The 16,969-nt window shown below is 48.3% G+C and carries 12 protein-coding genes; all 12 read left to right on the top strand.

All coding sequences use genetic code 11. From position 1 onward, the window contains the following. The first annotated feature begins 142 nt into the window (after nucleotides 1-142). Nucleotides 143-1,495, top strand: a complete 1,353-nt coding sequence (gene tssK, locus GVI43_RS00220) for a type VI secretion system baseplate subunit TssK (protein WP_159564232.1) — start codon at nucleotides 143-145, stop codon at nucleotides 1,493-1,495. Next, nucleotides 1,492-2,145 (top strand): type VI secretion system protein TssL, short form, encoded by a 654-nt coding sequence (gene tssL / locus GVI43_RS00215; protein ID WP_159564230.1) that lies wholly within the window; start codon nucleotides 1,492-1,494, stop codon nucleotides 2,143-2,145. Before tssK ends, tssL begins: the two co-directional genes overlap by 4 nt. 80 nt (nucleotides 2,146-2,225) lie before the next feature. Then, nucleotides 2,226-3,125: a hypothetical protein gene (locus GVI43_RS00210; RefSeq protein WP_159564228.1), complete on the top strand. Its 900-nt coding sequence runs from the start codon at nucleotides 2,226-2,228 to the stop codon at nucleotides 3,123-3,125. After that, nucleotides 3,014-3,925 (top strand): OmpA family protein, encoded by a 912-nt coding sequence (locus GVI43_RS00205; RefSeq protein ID WP_159564226.1) that lies wholly within the window; start codon nucleotides 3,014-3,016, stop codon nucleotides 3,923-3,925. Before GVI43_RS00210 ends, GVI43_RS00205 begins: the two co-directional genes overlap by 112 nt. Nucleotides 3,926-4,131: 206 nt before the next feature. Further along, nucleotides 4,132-4,620 carry an Hcp family type VI secretion system effector gene (locus GVI43_RS00200; protein WP_159564224.1) on the top strand — a complete coding sequence of 163 codons (489 nt, stop codon included), beginning with the start codon at nucleotides 4,132-4,134 and terminating at the stop codon, nucleotides 4,618-4,620. A 182-nt stretch (nucleotides 4,621-4,802) separates the two neighbouring features. After that, complete coding sequence (gene tssH, locus GVI43_RS00195; protein WP_159564222.1) at nucleotides 4,803-7,547, top strand: type VI secretion system ATPase TssH; 2,745 nt, start codon at nucleotides 4,803-4,805, stop codon at nucleotides 7,545-7,547. Nucleotides 7,548-7,551: 4 nt separating this feature from the next. Continuing rightward, the gene (locus GVI43_RS00190) at nucleotides 7,552-10,653 is read left to right on the top strand and encodes a type VI secretion system tip protein VgrG (RefSeq protein WP_159564220.1); all 3,102 of its coding nucleotides are present in this window, start codon (nucleotides 7,552-7,554) and stop codon (nucleotides 10,651-10,653) included. An 11-nt stretch (nucleotides 10,654-10,664) separates the two neighbouring features. Then, nucleotides 10,665-11,537 (top strand): DUF4123 domain-containing protein, encoded by an 873-nt coding sequence (locus GVI43_RS00185; RefSeq protein WP_159564218.1) that lies wholly within the window; start codon nucleotides 10,665-10,667, stop codon nucleotides 11,535-11,537. Nucleotide 11,538: 1 nt separating this feature from the next. After that, complete coding sequence (locus GVI43_RS00180) at nucleotides 11,539-14,220, top strand: T6SS effector BTH_I2691 family protein (protein WP_159564216.1); 2,682 nt, start codon at nucleotides 11,539-11,541, stop codon at nucleotides 14,218-14,220. After that, nucleotides 14,217-15,200, top strand: a complete 984-nt coding sequence (locus tag GVI43_RS00175; protein WP_159564214.1) for a DUF6708 domain-containing protein — start codon at nucleotides 14,217-14,219, stop codon at nucleotides 15,198-15,200. The genes GVI43_RS00180 and GVI43_RS00175 overlap by 4 nt, the downstream gene beginning before the upstream one ends. A gap of 269 nt (nucleotides 15,201-15,469) precedes the next feature. After that, nucleotides 15,470-15,733, top strand: a complete 264-nt coding sequence (locus GVI43_RS00170) for a PAAR domain-containing protein (RefSeq protein ID WP_159564212.1) — start codon at nucleotides 15,470-15,472, stop codon at nucleotides 15,731-15,733. Nucleotides 15,734-15,782: 49 nt separating this feature from the next. Further along, nucleotides 15,783-16,967: a hypothetical protein gene (locus tag GVI43_RS00165; RefSeq protein ID WP_159564210.1), complete on the top strand. Its 1,185-nt coding sequence runs from the start codon at nucleotides 15,783-15,785 to the stop codon at nucleotides 16,965-16,967. Nucleotides 16,968-16,969 lie beyond the last annotated feature (2 nt).

Below are 16,969 nucleotides of genomic sequence, written 5' to 3'. Positions count from 1 at the left end.
ATACCCAAAGTGCTTGGCATTGCCGGTAAGCCGCAAACGAGTGAAGCCCGATGAGCTGACGCAAGTCAGTGATTCGGGGGAAGTGAAGGCAGCAATACCCCGGAAACGTCAGGTACGAAGGGGATATCTGGAGTTTGAAATAATGAAGATCCACCGCCCGTTATGGAGCGAAGGTGCGTTTTTGTCGCCGGAACAGTTTCAGCAGCAAAGCCGATGGGAAGCGTTTAGTAACGATCAAATTGCCCGGCTTAGTCTGGCAAACCCTTGGGGTATTCAACGAGTTGCTTTTGATTCACAAGCCCTATCGCTGAACAAACTGAATGCTGAAAGCCTAAGCGTGCGCTTTCCCGATGGTACGTGGATCGATACCGATGTATCTGATGCACTACCGCCGGCGCGCGACTTACTTCAGAGTATTCCTGCAGATCGCACCGAGGTTACGGTTCTTCTTGGGCTACCGCTGTTACACGCTAACGGCGGTAACTGTCATCAGGAAGGGGCGTATTCAGAGCGACCGTTGCGCTATCGTCAGGAATGGGTAGATATCCAAGACCTGTTTGGTCAGGGTAATGAGTCAATCGCGGTTGAACGCTACGCGCTAACTCTGCTGTTTGATTTTGAAGAGCAGGGCGATTATCTGACCTGCCCACTAGTGCGCATGAAGCGCGATGCCAACGGCCTGTTTGCCATCGACAACGTCTTTTTGCCTCCGATGCTCAGCCTGGCCGCCAGTAGCGGCATTTTGCCCCAGCAGCTAGATATGCTGTGTACTCAGGTTCAGTCTAAAAGACAGCGTCTGATGGGCATGCGCAGAGAACGGAATCAGCAAATGGCCGAATTTGCCGTGGCTGACGTGTCGTTATTCTGGCTACTCAATGCGTTAAACAGCCACGAGCCGCTGCTTAAATTCATACAGCAATATCCGGTTAGTCACCCAGAGCATCTTTACCAACGGTTAGTTTCTCTTGCCGGGGCTTTACTGACCTTCTCGCTAGAGCACGACGTTGAGGCGATTCCGGTATATCAACACAATCAGTTGAATCTGGTTTTTCCGCCGTTGTTTAAGCTGATCGGTAACCTGCTGGAAGCCAGCCTGCCGTCGAGAGTGATTGCCATCGAACTGATGCAGGATCGGGGCACTCGCTGGACAGGGCGCCTGCAGGACAGCCGCTTAACGGAAGAGGCCGATTTTTACCTCTCCGTTAGGTCGTCATTACCGGCCCACCAGATGCTGGAACAGTTCCCCGTTCTGTGTAAAGCCGGGTCACCGGACGACGTTAGCCAAATCATCAACTCCGCGCTGTCGGGGATCCCGCTAAAAGCATTAAGCCATGTACCGGCTGCGATTCCGTTACGTCTAGACAATCAGTATTTTGCTTTAGATTTAACCCATCCGGCGGCACAAAGCATGCTGGCAGCCCGCTGCTGTGAGTTTTATGTTCCTCGTTCGTTGCCTGACGTATCTCTGGAACTCTTTGCGGTACTTAAATCATGAGTCAGAGCATAACAAATTTCTCCATCGATGAGCTGCTGCGCGATATCGCATTAACCGTGGTTCACCTGCGGGTGGGCTCTACCGTCGAACAGGGCGAAACGCTGTATAAAAAGTGTGTCGACCAAATAACCTCACTGCGCCAGCAGCTAACTGAAGGGCAGCATAGCCAAGATGTGGTTGATGACATCAGCTACGCCGCCTGTGCGCTGCTGGATGAAACCGTGTTGTTACGCAATAACGGTGGATATGACGTATGGCAGGGCATTCCGCTGCAGGTCACTTTCTTTAAAACCTATCAGGCCGGTGATGAACTGTTTGAACGTATCCGTCAACGGATACGTCATCCGGATGGTGCCCAGCTGGTGCTAGCCTGCTTTGACCGCGTGCTCGGTTTAGGTTTTCAAGGGCGTTACCTATCTGCGCCACAGGCAGAAAGAGAACTGTTAGTGATGGAAGTTCGGGATTTACTGCCGAAAGAGCCGGTAAACGACATCTCTATGCTTAACGCCTTTCAGGGGCCGCGCAGCTTTTGGCGCAACACCTCGTTATTATTTTGGACCGGTACTTCGTTGGCGGTCGTCGCTTTGCTGTTTTGGGCATTACGTCAACATCTGGACGGTACGCTGATTCAGCTATTGCAGGGTGCATAACGTTATTTTGAACCGAGCTAACGGCGGATTCAGGCGTTTTACAGGGGATAACGACTTACGCTGAAATTAAGGATGTGAATGTGGGTGATTACCCTTGGCGAGTACAGCTGCTGTACGCCACGTTGCTTTGTTTGGCGTTGCTGCTGTTTTTCCTACCTTTGCCAACCGGCTGGGTAGTTATAGGTTGTGTGCTGACGCTGCTAGTCAGCGGATATAAAGGATGGCGAATCTGGCGTTATTCCAGACAGGTGAAAAATGTCTCACCTCATCTGGATGCGTTAGAACAAGAGCTGGAAGCTTTGCCGGAACGTTTACGGCGTCGTTTACCGTTACTACTGATTACCGGAGATGCTGCTACGCACTACTTCTCTGAACTGGAGAACAGAAGCGTTGCCATCACCGGGCAGGGGATCTGGGTTGTGGTTCCGGATATTACGGAACTCTCTCTGACGGCCGACGCGTTAAGCGGGCGCTGGCCAGAGATGGCGGGAAGAATCGGCGTGCTGTTTACCCTCATGCCAGAACGCTATGAAACACAGCAGGGGTTGGTGGGGTATTTACAGACTTTCCGCCAATCCTGGACCGATGCCAGTAGAACGTCTGGCTATAAGTTACCGAGTTATTTAGTTGTCTGTACCGGGTTGAATCACGTTAAGCCACCCGCGCCGCACTGGTTTTGGTGGACGAACAAAAGCCCGGAAATACGACTGTTAGACGAATGCCAAACCCCGTTAACGCGCTGGTGCAATAACGGAAACGGTGAAAATAGCGAACGGCGGCATTTGGCGATTTTGCTAAAAACGCTACAGCAATGGCTAGATACCCATGTTCTTCAGGTGCTTAGTGACATACAACAGCCGGTTCCTCCGTGGATCCCGGGGGCGGTAGCGTGCCTGTCAGTCATCAAAGCGTTAACGGTAACGTATGGCAAAGCTATTTACGGAAAATCACCACCTTATCCCTGCCTGCGTCAGCGTTAGACAAGAGCACCGTCTCTTTACCTGAACGACTAATACAGGAGATGCCGGTTTATTGCCCAATGCCGGCCAAGAAAAGGGCTGTGTGCCACGGGTTAATGCTTACCGCGCTGTTTGTTGCTATTGCACTGTGCTCGTCGGCTTATAACAACGTTCGGCTACTGAGCCATATGGCAGACGATCTCAAGGTTTATAACGGTATCCCGATGGACAGCTATGACCAGAAGCTCACCGGTTTAAACCTACTGAAGACCGACCGGCAGCAGTTAGATAAATACTATCGTGAAGGTGAGTCAGCGCGTTTAGGCATGGGGTTATATACCGGTTGGCGACTGATTATTCCGCTGGATATCGCCATCAAAAATTATCAACCACCGCCACCGCCTCCACCGCCGCCGGTAGTGGAAGTGCCTAAGTTAGTGCGTCTTGACAGCATGTCGCTGTTTGATGCCGGTAGGTCAGAGCTAAAACCGGGTTCCACTAAAGTTTTGGTGGATGCATTAATTAACATTAAAGCCAAACCCGGCTGGCTAATACTGATTGCGGGCCACACCGACACCACCGGAGATCCACATCGCAACCAGCTACTGTCACTAGCCAGAGCGGAATCCGTTCGCGACTGGATGATTCAAACCAGTGATTTATCGACAACATGTTTCGCCATTCAGGGGTATGGAGCGACTCAACCGATTGCCAGTAACGAAAAGGCCGACGGAAGAGCAGCAAACCGCCGAGTGGAAATCAGTTTGGTGCCTGAGGCATCGGCGTGTCAGCCGGGCCCGGAACGCCAAACGTCACAATAAAATACCTAAAAGTTTTTTGACGTTATAGCAAGGCAGCAAGTGAACGACAAATCTGTTTGGAACAGATTTGAACGCTGCTTGCAGCGGCCTCGAAGAGGCGTGGCCCATAGATGGGGATGAGCTTACTGAGTAAGTGATTCGGGTGAGCGAACGCGGCTAACACAGCTATAACGTCAAAGGCGAAGGGTATATACAAGGAGAGAAAAATGGCAATACCTGCATATTTATTTGTTAAAGATGATGGCGGTGCAAACATCAAAGGATCGGTATCAGTACAAAGTCGCGAAGGCAGTATTGAAGTGGTTGAGTTCGAGCATCACATCTATATTCCTACCGATGGCAATACCGGCAAACTGACCGGCACCCGCGTACATGCACCGTTGACTTTCTATAAAGAAGTGGATTCATCATCTCCTTATTTATACAAAGCGGTGTCAACCGGCCAAACGCTGAAGTCAGCTGAAATCAAATGGTTCCGTATTGATGATGCAGGCCAGGAAGTTGAATATTTCAACACCATGATGGATACCGTAAAAGTGGTTTCCGTTAAGCAAATTATGCACAACATCAAAGATCCATTGAAAGAGCGTTATAACCACTTAGAAGAAGTACAGGTGCGTTATGAAAAAATCACGTGGACTTACAAAGATGGCAACATTATCCACTCGGATAGCTGGAACGAAGGCCGTAGCTAAAATACCCGTTGTCCTTGAAACCATAGCGGCGTTAGCGGCGTTCACTCACCCGAATCGCTTACTTGCTGCCTTGCCATGGTTCCAATGACTTTGGGCATTATCGCGACATGCACCGGCGGTTCTCGTCGGTGCATCATCTCAAGAATACTATTTAGATATTACGTTGTGCCAGGGAGCAGCCAATGATCACCGATCCTTCCGTTTTACTACGTCGACTCAATCCTTACTGTGCTAAAGCGTTAGAAGCTGCCGCCAGCCTGTGCCAAACCCGAGCCCATCCTGAAATTACCCTAGAGCACTGGTTGCTGAAGCTTCTGGAACAAGGATGTGGCGACCTGACCGTGATTGCCCGTCGCTATGAACTGGATTTAGACGGTATCTGGCAGGCGCTGCTTAATCAGCTGGAATCATTACCCCATACCGTTTCGCAAAAGCCCGCATTGTCCGGCGTTATTCAAGAACTATTAAAATCTGCCTGGCTGATTGCATCACTGGAAAATCACTCAGAATCTATTCGTTCAGCGCACCTGCTTCAGGCCCTGCTGGACACGCCACAATGGCTAAAAGCTCGCGAGGCATGGCCGCTGTTAAGCCTGTCGCAGGTTCAGCTTCAGCGCCTGTTGCCTATTCTCGACGATCTTTCTGACGAAAGCAGCGAGCGCGTTAATGCGCCTGAATACCTCTCGGCAGAACCGACTGCTCCCGCAACGGCCCCCGCCGGGCAACCGACAAAAAATAGCGCCACCGCTGGCGCTCAGCCAACGGCGTTAGACCGCTTTACCGTTAACCTGACCCTACGTGCCAAAGAACAAAAAATAGACCCAGTATTTGGCCGCGACGTTGAAATCCGCCAGATGGTCGACATTCTGTCCCGTCGCCGTAAAAACAACCCGATCTTAGTGGGTGAGCCGGGCGTGGGTAAAACTGCGCTGGTAGAAGGGCTCGCACTGCGCATTGCGGAAGGCAACGTACCCGATAGTTTGAAGCTGGTTAACATTCATACGCTAGACCTCGGTCTGCTTCAGGCCGGAGCGGGCGTTAAAGGTGAATTTGAACAGCGGCTGAAAAACGTGATTGAAGCGGTACAACAGTCGCCAATTCCGGTATTACTGTTTATTGATGAAGCCCACACCATTATCGGTGCCGGTAATCAGGCCGGTGGTGCCGATGCCGCTAACTTACTAAAACCGGCGCTGGCCCGGGGTGAGCTACGTACCATTGCCGCCACCACATGGTCTGAATATAAGCAATATTTCGAACGCGATGCGGCGCTTGAACGCCGTTTTCAGATGGTGAAGGTCGACGAGCCGGATGATGAAACCGCCAGCCTGATGCTGCGCGGTCTGAAGTCCCGCTATGCTCAGCATCACGGCGTACATATCCTCGATCAAGCGGTGCGCATGGCCGTTACGCTGTCGCGTCGCTATATCACCGGCCGCCAGCTGCCCGACAAAGCCGTTGATTTATTAGACACCGCATCGGCCCGCGTTCGTATGGGGCTGGATACCGTACCGGAAGATATCACCCTGCTGGAAGCTCAGCTATCGGCGCTGGAATGCGAATTTATTGCCCTGAATGAAGATCGCAATCTGGGAGAAACCGTAGCGCAATCCCGTCTCGATGAGATCGTTGCTGAACAGGGCCGCTTAACCGAACGCGCCGCTAGGCTGAAAGTACAGTTTGACGCTGAAAAGCAGATCGTCGAACGGCTGATTACGCTACGCAGCCAGCTAACCGCCGGCGACGCAAATCATAACGCCAACCAAATTGTCACCACCCAAATTAATGCGCTTCAGGCGCGACTACATCAGCTACAGGGTGGTAATCCGCTGCTGTCGTTAGACGTAGACGGCCGCACCGTAGCCAGCGTGATTGCCGACTGGACCGGCGTTCCTCTAGAAAGCTTATTGAAAGATGAACAAAGCAATCTGCTGGCGCTGGAAAACGAACTGGCTGCACGGGTTATCGGGCAGGACGAAGCGCTGATCTCGCTGGCCCAGCGCCTGCGGGCAGCCAAGACCGGGCTTACGCCGGAACAAGGGCCGCTGGGCGTATTTTTACTGGTGGGGCCGTCGGGCGTGGGCAAAACCGAAAGCGCACTGGCCCTTGCCGATATGCTGTTCGGCGGCGAACGCTCGCTGATTACCATCAATATGTCAGAGTATCAGGAAGCCCATACCGTTTCTCAGTTAAAGGGTTCTCCTCCGGGCTATGTCGGTTACGGACAGGGTGGCGTATTAACCGAAGCCGTTCGCCGTCGCCCGTACAGCGTAGTGTTATTAGACGAAGTCGAAAAAGCCCACCGCGACGTGATCAATTTGTTCTATCAGGTATTTGACCGTGGTTTTATGCGCGACGGAGAAGGCCGGGAAATCGACTTCCGCAATACCGTGATCGTCATGACCGCCAACCTGGGCAGCGACCATATGATGGCCATGCTGGAACAGCAGCCCGATGCCAGTACTTCAACGCTGCATGAGGTGATTCATCCGATACTACGCGATCACTTCCAGCCCGCGCTGTTAGCCCGCTTCCAGACCATCATCTATCGTCCGCTGGGGGCCGCTGCGTTACGTAAAATCGTTGCCATCAAGATGGGCAAAGTGGCCGACCGTTTACAGCGCCATTACGGTATCGAATTTAAAGTAGAAGAGACCCTGTTTGACGAACTGGTCAGCGCCTGCCTGCTGCCAGACAGCGGCGCACGCAATATCGATAGCCTGCTTAACCAGCAGATCCTACCGGTTCTATCACAAACTTTACTCCAGCTTCAGGCCGATCGTCGTAAAGCTCAAACTCTGGCGCTGGGCTATAGCGAAACGGAAGGCATTACGCTGGATATTATCGAACAAGCGGTGAACTCAACGACGAGTTCTGTTGCTGATGAAGCAGAAAAAACGGCTGAAAAAATCTCAGAAAAGGAATAACTGAATGACAGACCAACTGATAACGAAAGGTAAAGGCCTGCTGGATGAACAGCTTCAGGCCTACGGCTTAGGCGGACTCCTCGGTAAAGGAAGCAACGGCAGTGATTCACAAACCGGGTCGCTAAGCGACGGCATGAATCGTTATCAGTTGGCGGTAGACGGGCTGAGCGCGTCATTATCGGTGTTAAGCGTAACAGGCTACGAGCACCTGAGCGAACCGTGGCAGTACGTTATTCAGTTTACCGCCCAGCACGGCCTGACCATGGAGCAGGTGCTGAGTGAGAAAGCGATATTCTCGCTGGCACCGGGTGGCGTCAGCGCCCTGAGCGGGGCGGCGGGCCAGCTTAGCAATCAACTGATGTCGGCGTTTAACGCCTTCGGCGGGATGTTCGGCGATAAAGTCGGTAGCGTGATGAATGCGCCGGTGGGTGGATTTTCCATCAACAGCGTCAGCCAGTTGGCCAGCCGGGGAATTAACGTTGCCGGTCAGGCTAGTTCAGCGGTCGGTAAGCTGGGGAATATGGCCAGCTCGGTGGGCGGCATAGCGGGTAAGGCCTCGGGGTTATTGGGCGGCGTCAGCTCCGGCATGGCCTCGCTGGCGTCATTGGGCGGCGACGGCAGTGAATCGCGTATTCTTTACGGCATTGTCACCGCATTCAGTCAGCTATCGAACTCTAATGACGAAGCCCGCTATGAGGTTACCCTGTCACCGCGCTTAGCCTTACTGGACAACACACAGGGCTGTGCGATTTATCAAAACCAGACCGTGCCGCAGGTGGTGGAAGCCGTGCTGCGCAAGCATGAGTTCACCGGCGTAGACTTTGCTTTTGACCTGACCGACACCTATCCGAGCAAAGAGTACATCACCCAGTGGCAGGAAAGTGATTTAGCCTTTATCCGCCGCTTGCTGGCCGATGCGGGCATTTGGTTCCGCTTCGAAACGCAGGTCAAACACAGCTGTGACGTGGTGCTATTTGGCGACACCGAACAGCAATATCAGAACGGCCCGACGGCCAACTACCATCAGCCTTCCGGCAATAACGACGGCGGGATTGAGTCGGTGTGGGACATGGCGATTACCCGCAAAACCGTACCGCAAAGCGTGCTCACGCAAGACTACAACTACCGTAACGCGCAGGCCGGTATGAAGGTCGAAGTCAACGGCGCGCAGAAAGATAAAACCACCCGCGGTCAGCAGTACCTTTACGGCGAACACTATCGCGACAAAGGCGAAGCCATCAGCAACGGCAACGCTCAGGACCAGATGTCTGGCCAGTTCAGCAATCTGCTGCCGGGCGGGCTGGGCGATATTCCAGGCGTTAGCGACTTAAGCGGCGCGGCAGGTTCGGTTAAAGGCGCGGTGGGGGGCTCAGCCGCTTCCGGATTAGGCGGGTTACCGTCGCCAACCGGTATAATGGGCAGCAATGCCGGTAGCTCAATGGGCGGCGTCAGCGGCATGGCCGGTTCGGTTGGCTCTGCGGTATCCGGTGCCGCGAGCTCGGTCGGTTTCGCCGTCAGCGGCGCGGCTCAGGGCGTCATGGGGCAGGCCAAAGGCGTAAGCGGTTCGTTAGGCGGGCTGGTCGATAAAGGCAGCGACGCGGGTTCAGACGAACCGAACTCAGTCGGTCAGGGTTCATGGTACGGCAGGCTGCGCCATCAGCGCCATCTGACCGAGCAGGTCACCATTCGCGGAAAAACCACCTTATCTCATCTAGTGCCGGGCCACATCCTCACCGTATCGGGTTCGCCGATCGGTGAAGCCGGTCAGGGTATGCTGATTGTCTCTATCGAATCGGCGGGCGACCGCCAGAATGCCTATCATATTCACTTCACCGCCATCCCTTACGACGCCCTGCGCCCGTACCGCCCGGCGCTGCTGCCGTGGCCAACCATTGGCGGCACCGTCCCGGCGCGGGTTACCAGCCCGGACAACGACACTTACGGTTACTTAGACACTCAGGGCCGCTATCGGGTGAAGATGGACTTCGACCTGAACGATAAGTGGCGCAAAGGGGAAGAGAGCCTGTGGATGCGCTTCGCCAAGCCGTACTCCGGCGAAACCTACGGCATGCACTTCCCGCTGATAGACGGCACCGAAGTCGCCGTTGCCTTTAGTGAAGGCAACCCTGACCGGCCGTATATCGCCCACGGCATGCACGACTCCCGCCACCCGGACTTAGTCACCGCCGCCAACCACAAACGCAACGTCATCCGCACCCCGGCCAACAATAAGCTGCGCATGGACGACGAGCGCGGCAAAGAGCACATCAAGGTCTCGACCGAGTACGGCAAGACTCAGCTGAATATCGGCCACTTAGTGGACGGAGAACGTAAACAGCGTGGGGAAGGGTTTGAGCTGAGGACCGATGAGTGGGGGGCGATAAGGGCGGCTAAGGGCGTACTTTTATCTTCTTATTCTAGGGATAAAGCGCAGGGTAACCAGCTAGATATCGACGAAACCATAGCTCATTTAGAAAATGCACTGGGGCTTGCCCGTAGTTTTGCAAGGCAATTAGAAACTGCAGGCATTCAGCCAATGGATGTTGATGCTCAGGAACGTTTTCTTACACAGTCAATTAAGGAACTAAAGCAGCCTGCAGTTATTGCAACATCTCCAGCAGGGATTTCTCTCTCCTCTTCTGAGAATATTCAGCACAGTACCAATGCAGACTATGTTGTTGCTGCTCAGAAGAATATGACATTTTCGGTGCTTAACAACTTCATTGCGGCTGCAAAAAAGTCAATCACCCTTTTCGCTAGTGGTTTAGGTATTAAATTGGTTTCAGCGAAAGGTAATGTGAGTATTGAAGCTCATCAAGATGCCATTGATGTTATTGCTAATAAAAACGTCAATATAACCAGTATTGGTGAGGAAATTATTATCTCCTCTAACAAAAAAATTACGTTAAATTGCAACGGTTCTTACATTACTCTTGATGGCTCCAAAATAGAGATCGGAACGCTAGGCGATGTGATTATTAAAAGCGCTTCTTTTTCTATTGAAGGTCCACAGGATAGCAAAGTGGCAATAACGGGGTTTGAACAATGTGCGCAATTAGCGACAAAAAGTGCCGCTGATGGCAATGGGCTTGTTCCTCTGGGCTAGGAGTTCTGATTATGATGAAGAATATTAAACTGCTGCCTCGGCCCTCTGAACTTGGCTCTCACAATTATGCATTTATTGACCGCATTTTTTATGATCAAGTAGGGAAAACTCTTCCTGTCTTGGAGGTTGTTATGCCCACTATGCAGGCACAGGCGCATTTATACCCCTATTTATTATTATTGGATGAATTAGATGACGCTAGTTGGATCGCACTGAATGAAACAATTGCAGGCCAAATAGCATTGTCAGAACCTTTACTTTGCAGCGTTTTTTTCACCAGTAGACTCTTGCCTAAAACTTTATGTCAGATATTGGCAGAACGCCTTATCAGAAAGTATGACGATAAATATTATGTACTGCGTTATTACGATCCGAGAGTTATCAGCCATTTACTCTGGATGTTTTCTGATGAAGAGTGGCGGGCATTTGAGTTGGAAACTAGATGTTCTAGTTGGACTATTTATCTGAACGGTGGTTGGCATTCGTTTGAGATTGAGACAAATGAAGACGATGTAAGAGACTGCACCGTAAGAAATAGTAAAGAAACATTGTTGAATATTGGTGATATTAATAGTGTCTTTTCGGTGTTGCCTAAAGAGGCTCATCTTAAAGATCACATTCATCTAAGCCAAAAAGTTAACGGCTATTTAGTAACGGCCAAAGATCAATACGGTTTTGTAAACCCGTTAGACCGCATTGCTTTTGCGCACCATTGCGTTACGGTTGGTGAAGGGTTTGACGAAACGCCTTTCATGGCTAAAGCAATAAGCAATGGCAAACAAAATAATATGCGGTATACCACTTTCACAGGGAATTTTTCACCCCCTGATTGGTTATTAATCAACGATCAGTTAGCGCACGAGCATACAAAGGAGAAGATGTAATATGGGAGCGTTAAAAGAAGAAAAGTCCTGTGGTTGTATCGAACATGACGATAGCATGTCAATTCCGCTGATGCCTGTTAGGGCGGCGATCTCTCCGTTGGGTGCAAAAACACCGGTATTACCTAAAAACTTTCAAGTCTTGGCTGAGGCCAGTGGTGAAATTGCTTACACATCCAGAATTCTAAACAAGGGGTTTCTCTATGTTTATGATGAAAAAGATAAAATTTGGTCAGAATATCTTATTAACGAAGGGGGATATTATTTCCCGTTAAAGAAGGATGCTTTAGTTTCAGACGAGATGCTGAGTGCAAAAACGTTTAACTGTTCGTTTAATCCAACCCATGAAGGAATGGCTTCGTTTATTACGGTAAAGGCACATAAAGATTTTGTTACGCGGCTGGCATGGTCGCCGGTCAGATGGACGGATAAAGTCTGGACCATGTATCAAGATGCAGAGAACCGTAACAAGTTTATGCAGGTGTTTAATTCCGGGGTATGGTATGACTATGTGATGTCAAAGCAGGAGGAACCGTCGAATGTTCCTAACTGTATAGGCATGCGCTCGTTAGCCACTGTTGTTGCGGAGTATGCTGAAAGTGCGCAAAGCAATACGGAGAAATTTAATCGGTTTTGCCTGACTAATTTCTTCAGTAAGCCGCCAAAACTGATCAATTACATCCATTCTGCGGCCGATAAGGTTTTATTCCACGGTGGTGCTATTTTCAATGTGCAAGATCCAACGGGAGTGACCACCGATTTGGCCTCGCTAAGACGAGTCGCATTAGATGACAGGTTGTTTGAGAATCAAGAATTTAAAGATGGTTTATTTTTAGTCGGTGCTATCACTCAGCTTGAAGTGAACATCAGGGAAAAAGCGGCAAAAGAGTTTAGCGATGATCATTACAATCTTGGAAGGCCAGCTCAGAGTATGGGGTCGATAGGTCAAGATCTAGAATTGTATGGTAAGAATGATGATCAACGAGAAGATATTGAAGAGAAAAGGGATGAGGAAAGATCTCAGTTAGCAAAAGAAATCAGTCTGGCTGAAGATGAAGCTTGGGTACAATATAGTAAAAGAATTGAAAGTGGAAAGGGGAGTAAAAAAGCGTTATTTGAAGAGACGTATGCAGCTGAATATAAAAAGATAGGCGAAAATATTATCAAGCCTATCGATGATATGCATGCCAAAATTACGGCTTCAAATATATTTAGTGAGCAGTTTGAAGGGCACTTTGATGGGGAAAACCCCAAGCACAGCGTCGTATATGTAAAGCTCTTTTCAAGCTGTATTATCGGTACACAGGAAAGCCCTACCTGTGCGGCAGTGTATAAACAATGGATGGATGACGATACTGATAAATATAATCCACTGAACCGCGCATTATTATTTAACAATGCTGCATTGATAAAAGATATTGATCAGGCTGTTAAAAATAAAGTGGGTTACGATAAAATTCCCTGGGCCGATTATTTTGGCCAATTGAAAGCGTTTATCGATGTGGCAGAAAAAGCTCTGGGAAATAACGTCGACTATAAAGAAATCAGTCAATTGAATGATGCGCTGCTTAAAATCATAGCCAGTCCCTTTTCTGAAACGTTGCAACAGAATTCGACATTAATTAATAAAATATCGAAAACTATTATCGGTGCAGGTGTTTCGCAGTACCGGGCGTTTATACCGATTAATGTAACGGGTAAACAGAAAGCGTTTATTGCCGAGATTGTTCGAATTGCGACCGGGATAAACTCCAGCGATCATATTACGGATAAGCAAGTCAGGGACATACTCCAGCGCTTGGCAATTAAAGGTGTAAAGGTTGCCGGTAAAGATAAAAAGATAAAGCGCTACTTTATTGCGTTAGACGAAAAAAGCCTCGATAGAATAGAAGAAATAATAAAAAAAGGAATACCTTGGGAAGAGTATCGAGATCTTACCCGGGATACTGCGGCTCGTATGCAGAGAACGAATGCGAAAGTGCAGGGAGCACACTTAAGCGTAAGGGGATTTGTCGTTGTACTTCAGGCTGCTCAAGTGCTGCAATTTATTAATGATAAGAATGAATGGTCGAGGAACGGGAGACCTGAAACTGTTTTTGCTGGATTGAGTTTAGCCGCTTTGGCCGGTGGGGCTATTGAGTTAGGGGCTGATTTAGCCTATGCGTATAGGGTATTGTCCTCAATAGAAAAAGAAAAAATGCTAAAGCTATCTGCTGCTGGGAAGAAATTGGGGATGGCTGCGGGGATAGGGCTTGCTATTTATGATGGGTTTAGGGCTGTTGAAGAATTTCAGGCGGACAACATGAAGTTATTTGGACTTTATGCGGCTTCCGCTGCGTTAGGTGGTCTAGCAGTCTTGGCCTCATCAACAACGGTTATGGGAATTGTAAGTGGTTGGGTTGGTGTGAGCTTAGGTTTTTGGCCTGCCTTGGTTATTATTGGAATAGCCCTGTTTGTTAGTTATCTAATTGATGAAATTAAAGGTGATGATATTGAAAAATGGCTGATGCGTACACGTTGGGGCATTCCATCTGACACTACCGTGATTAAATTCAAAGACGGTGCGGCTGAGCAGAAACAGTATCGGATCCTAATGGGGTTAGAGAAGGATGAGGAGAAAGAGAAAAAAGATAAGGAGTTTAATGATGCTATCTATGAAGGCTTCCAGCAGGGAGTTTATTTATGATTTACTATGACAGTAAAGTGAGGAAAATGCTTCGAACATCTGAAATAACTGGCCGATATTCTCAAAATGAAAAAGCGAAGCTAGAAACAACTTTTTTAGATGTAGGGCATGCCACTGTTCGACTAAGTTCTACCTATTTAGAAACGGCTGACAGGGAATATGATGAGCGGGGAACTGATACCTTTACTGCGTTAATTTGTTTTTCAGTTGTGTTATCTATTTTTTCTTTTTTTGTTTGGGGGGTGGCTTCCGTTGGATATAATAAGTTCCTTTCTAAAATAGATTATGATTTGCGAATTATTTCTGTTTGTGCCATTTCATTCTTATTGGCCTTTTCATTTTCTATTATTCTAATTTTTAAAGATGTTTTTCGGTACACCCATTACCCCATCCGATTCAATCGGAAAAATCGTATGGTTTACATATTTCTACGTAAAGGTAAAGTTATCTCCGCGCCGTGGGATGAGATTATTTTCTGCTCTGATAAATTTATGTACATGATGGGCGCTAATCAGTGGGGAATTTCCGGTCATATTCTGTCTAAAGATAAAAAGCAGGTAGAACTCACATTTCAACTGGGCTACAGCTCATTTTTAAAACCGATGGTCGACAGTTATTGGGAATTTATCCGCCGCTATATGGAAGACGGCCCCGAAGCGGTTCAGGATGCTATCCCATTCTATATCCCCGTAGAAAAGCGGAAAGAGACGTTTATCGAAGGGTTTGTGCATCTGTTTGCACCAGGTAATCCTCGCGGTATTTTTTCACTGAGTGGGGTGTTTATGGCACTCATTCATTCTACCTCTGCGCTAGGGCGGTTTGTGGCAATGAAAACCAGCAAAATTCCGGTATGGCCACCGGAGGTAGAAGAACAATGCCAGATTGAACCGAATGACTCGATTAATTTGGGCATTGAAAATAGCTCCGTCTGGACGTGGCGAAAGGGTTGGTTTCCCGCCAATAGGGGCATTAACGAATAAGTATGTATTCGTGCTAATCATTATTGAGTTAGCACGAATTTATTTAAATAACGAATAGCATTTTATGTTTTCTTACGACAGTTGGGTGTAAGCCTTTATAGAAAAATTAAAATTAAAATTAAAATTAAAATTAAAATTAAATATTTAGATACTTTATTTATTATTGAATGCTAATTTCGTTCTGGTTTTTGAATCACTAATTGAAATAATATTTATTTCTAAGTTAATGAAGTTTTATATATGAAATTAAATAATCTATCAGGGAATCTATGAAAGGAATAATCCGCTTAGGCGATAAAACAGATCACGGTGGAGAAGTTATCTCTGCATCATCGACCTTTATTTGTTCAGGAAAGGGCGTAGCCAGAGTGGGTGATATGGTGACCTGCCCGAAAACGGGGCACGGTGTTAATCCTATTATTCAAGGGAGTTCAACGGTTATGGATCAGGGTATAGCCATTGCGTTTGACGAACATAAGGCGGCCTGTGGTTGTAAATTAATATCGTCACTACCGACAGTCGGTAATAAATAATTTATCAGTACTCAAAATATAAATAACTCGGTAACGTAGGGACATATTTATGCCCGTTATTCTCTCTCTTATTCCAGAGAAAAAAGAAGCACTTAAGCCGTTAAAATTATCTATTTGGCTGCTTCTACTATTTTTAATGTTATTAACCGGCGTGGTAATAGCTACATTCGTTTTCCCTGCTAAAAATGACGATCATAATTTATGGTTCTGGTGTCAGGCTATTATATTGCCGGCGGTGGCGTGGTTATTAATTTTTGTCCTTCGGTTTCATATCTATGAGCGAAACGTTATTTATGCCAAATCCTGGAATCAGCATCATGAACACCGGCGTGATGAACTGATTAAGTTTGCCCAGCGCCCCTTAGTTCTGCTTTCTTCAGCAATGATTAGCGGTGCTGGTACCTATGGCCATGCTCAGGCAATATCGAATAATCTTATAAAAATTGCCTCAACTAAGCCGATTAACGGGCAGGTACCGATTCCGCATTCGGCCATTGCTCGTGATGATAGCTTCGGATCTCAGATTGCATTATTAACTTATATATTTGTGAGCCTGAAAAATAATCTTAAATTACCCGACATCGAAATACTTAAAGGCCATCCACTAAACGTCAAGCTATTACATGACTCCGGGCTTAACGACGCTGAAGTTCAAAAAGTATGGAATACCTGTTGGAGTAAAAGCTTACCGCCTGACGTGACGATAGAATTGGTTAAAAAAGATCGGGGCGTAATGGTTCTGGATGAATGGCTAGATGAATTAAAAAATGATTATGGTTACCTGTTGGTCGTTAGCGTACAGCTTTATGAACAAGCTCAGATGAATAGTGCCGAGGCAGCAACGGCGATGCTGTTTGCCGGCATGAAGGTTGAAGGCCTGGCAGAACAAGGGATTATTGAAGTTCATCGCCCGGTTGAGGGTGAAACTGAATCGGCATTAGATGATGCAGTGCTTTGGGGAAAACAGAAATCGTCAGCGGTCAGCGCCATCTGGTGCAGTGAAGGAGAGCTCCCTTATATCACCGATATGTTAATCGCCTTTAATGCCATTGCCGGAAAGCTACCGGATGTACATCGGGTTAATTCAGCGCTTGGCTATGCCGGAGCTGTCGCTGGCTGGCTAACATTAGCCATTGCTATTGAACGGTGCCAACTATCTGGACTTCCACAATTAGTATCTTATAGCAGTAATAGTCGTGTTTTTATGATGGTTAACCCTTCAAATAACGCCTGAGA

The sequence above is a fragment of the Budvicia diplopodorum genome (genome assembly GCF_009800925.1).
In the GTDB taxonomy this organism is placed as follows: Bacteria; Pseudomonadota; Gammaproteobacteria; order Enterobacterales; family Enterobacteriaceae; genus Budvicia; species Budvicia diplopodorum.
This window is presented reverse-complemented; position numbering and strand designations above follow the sequence as displayed.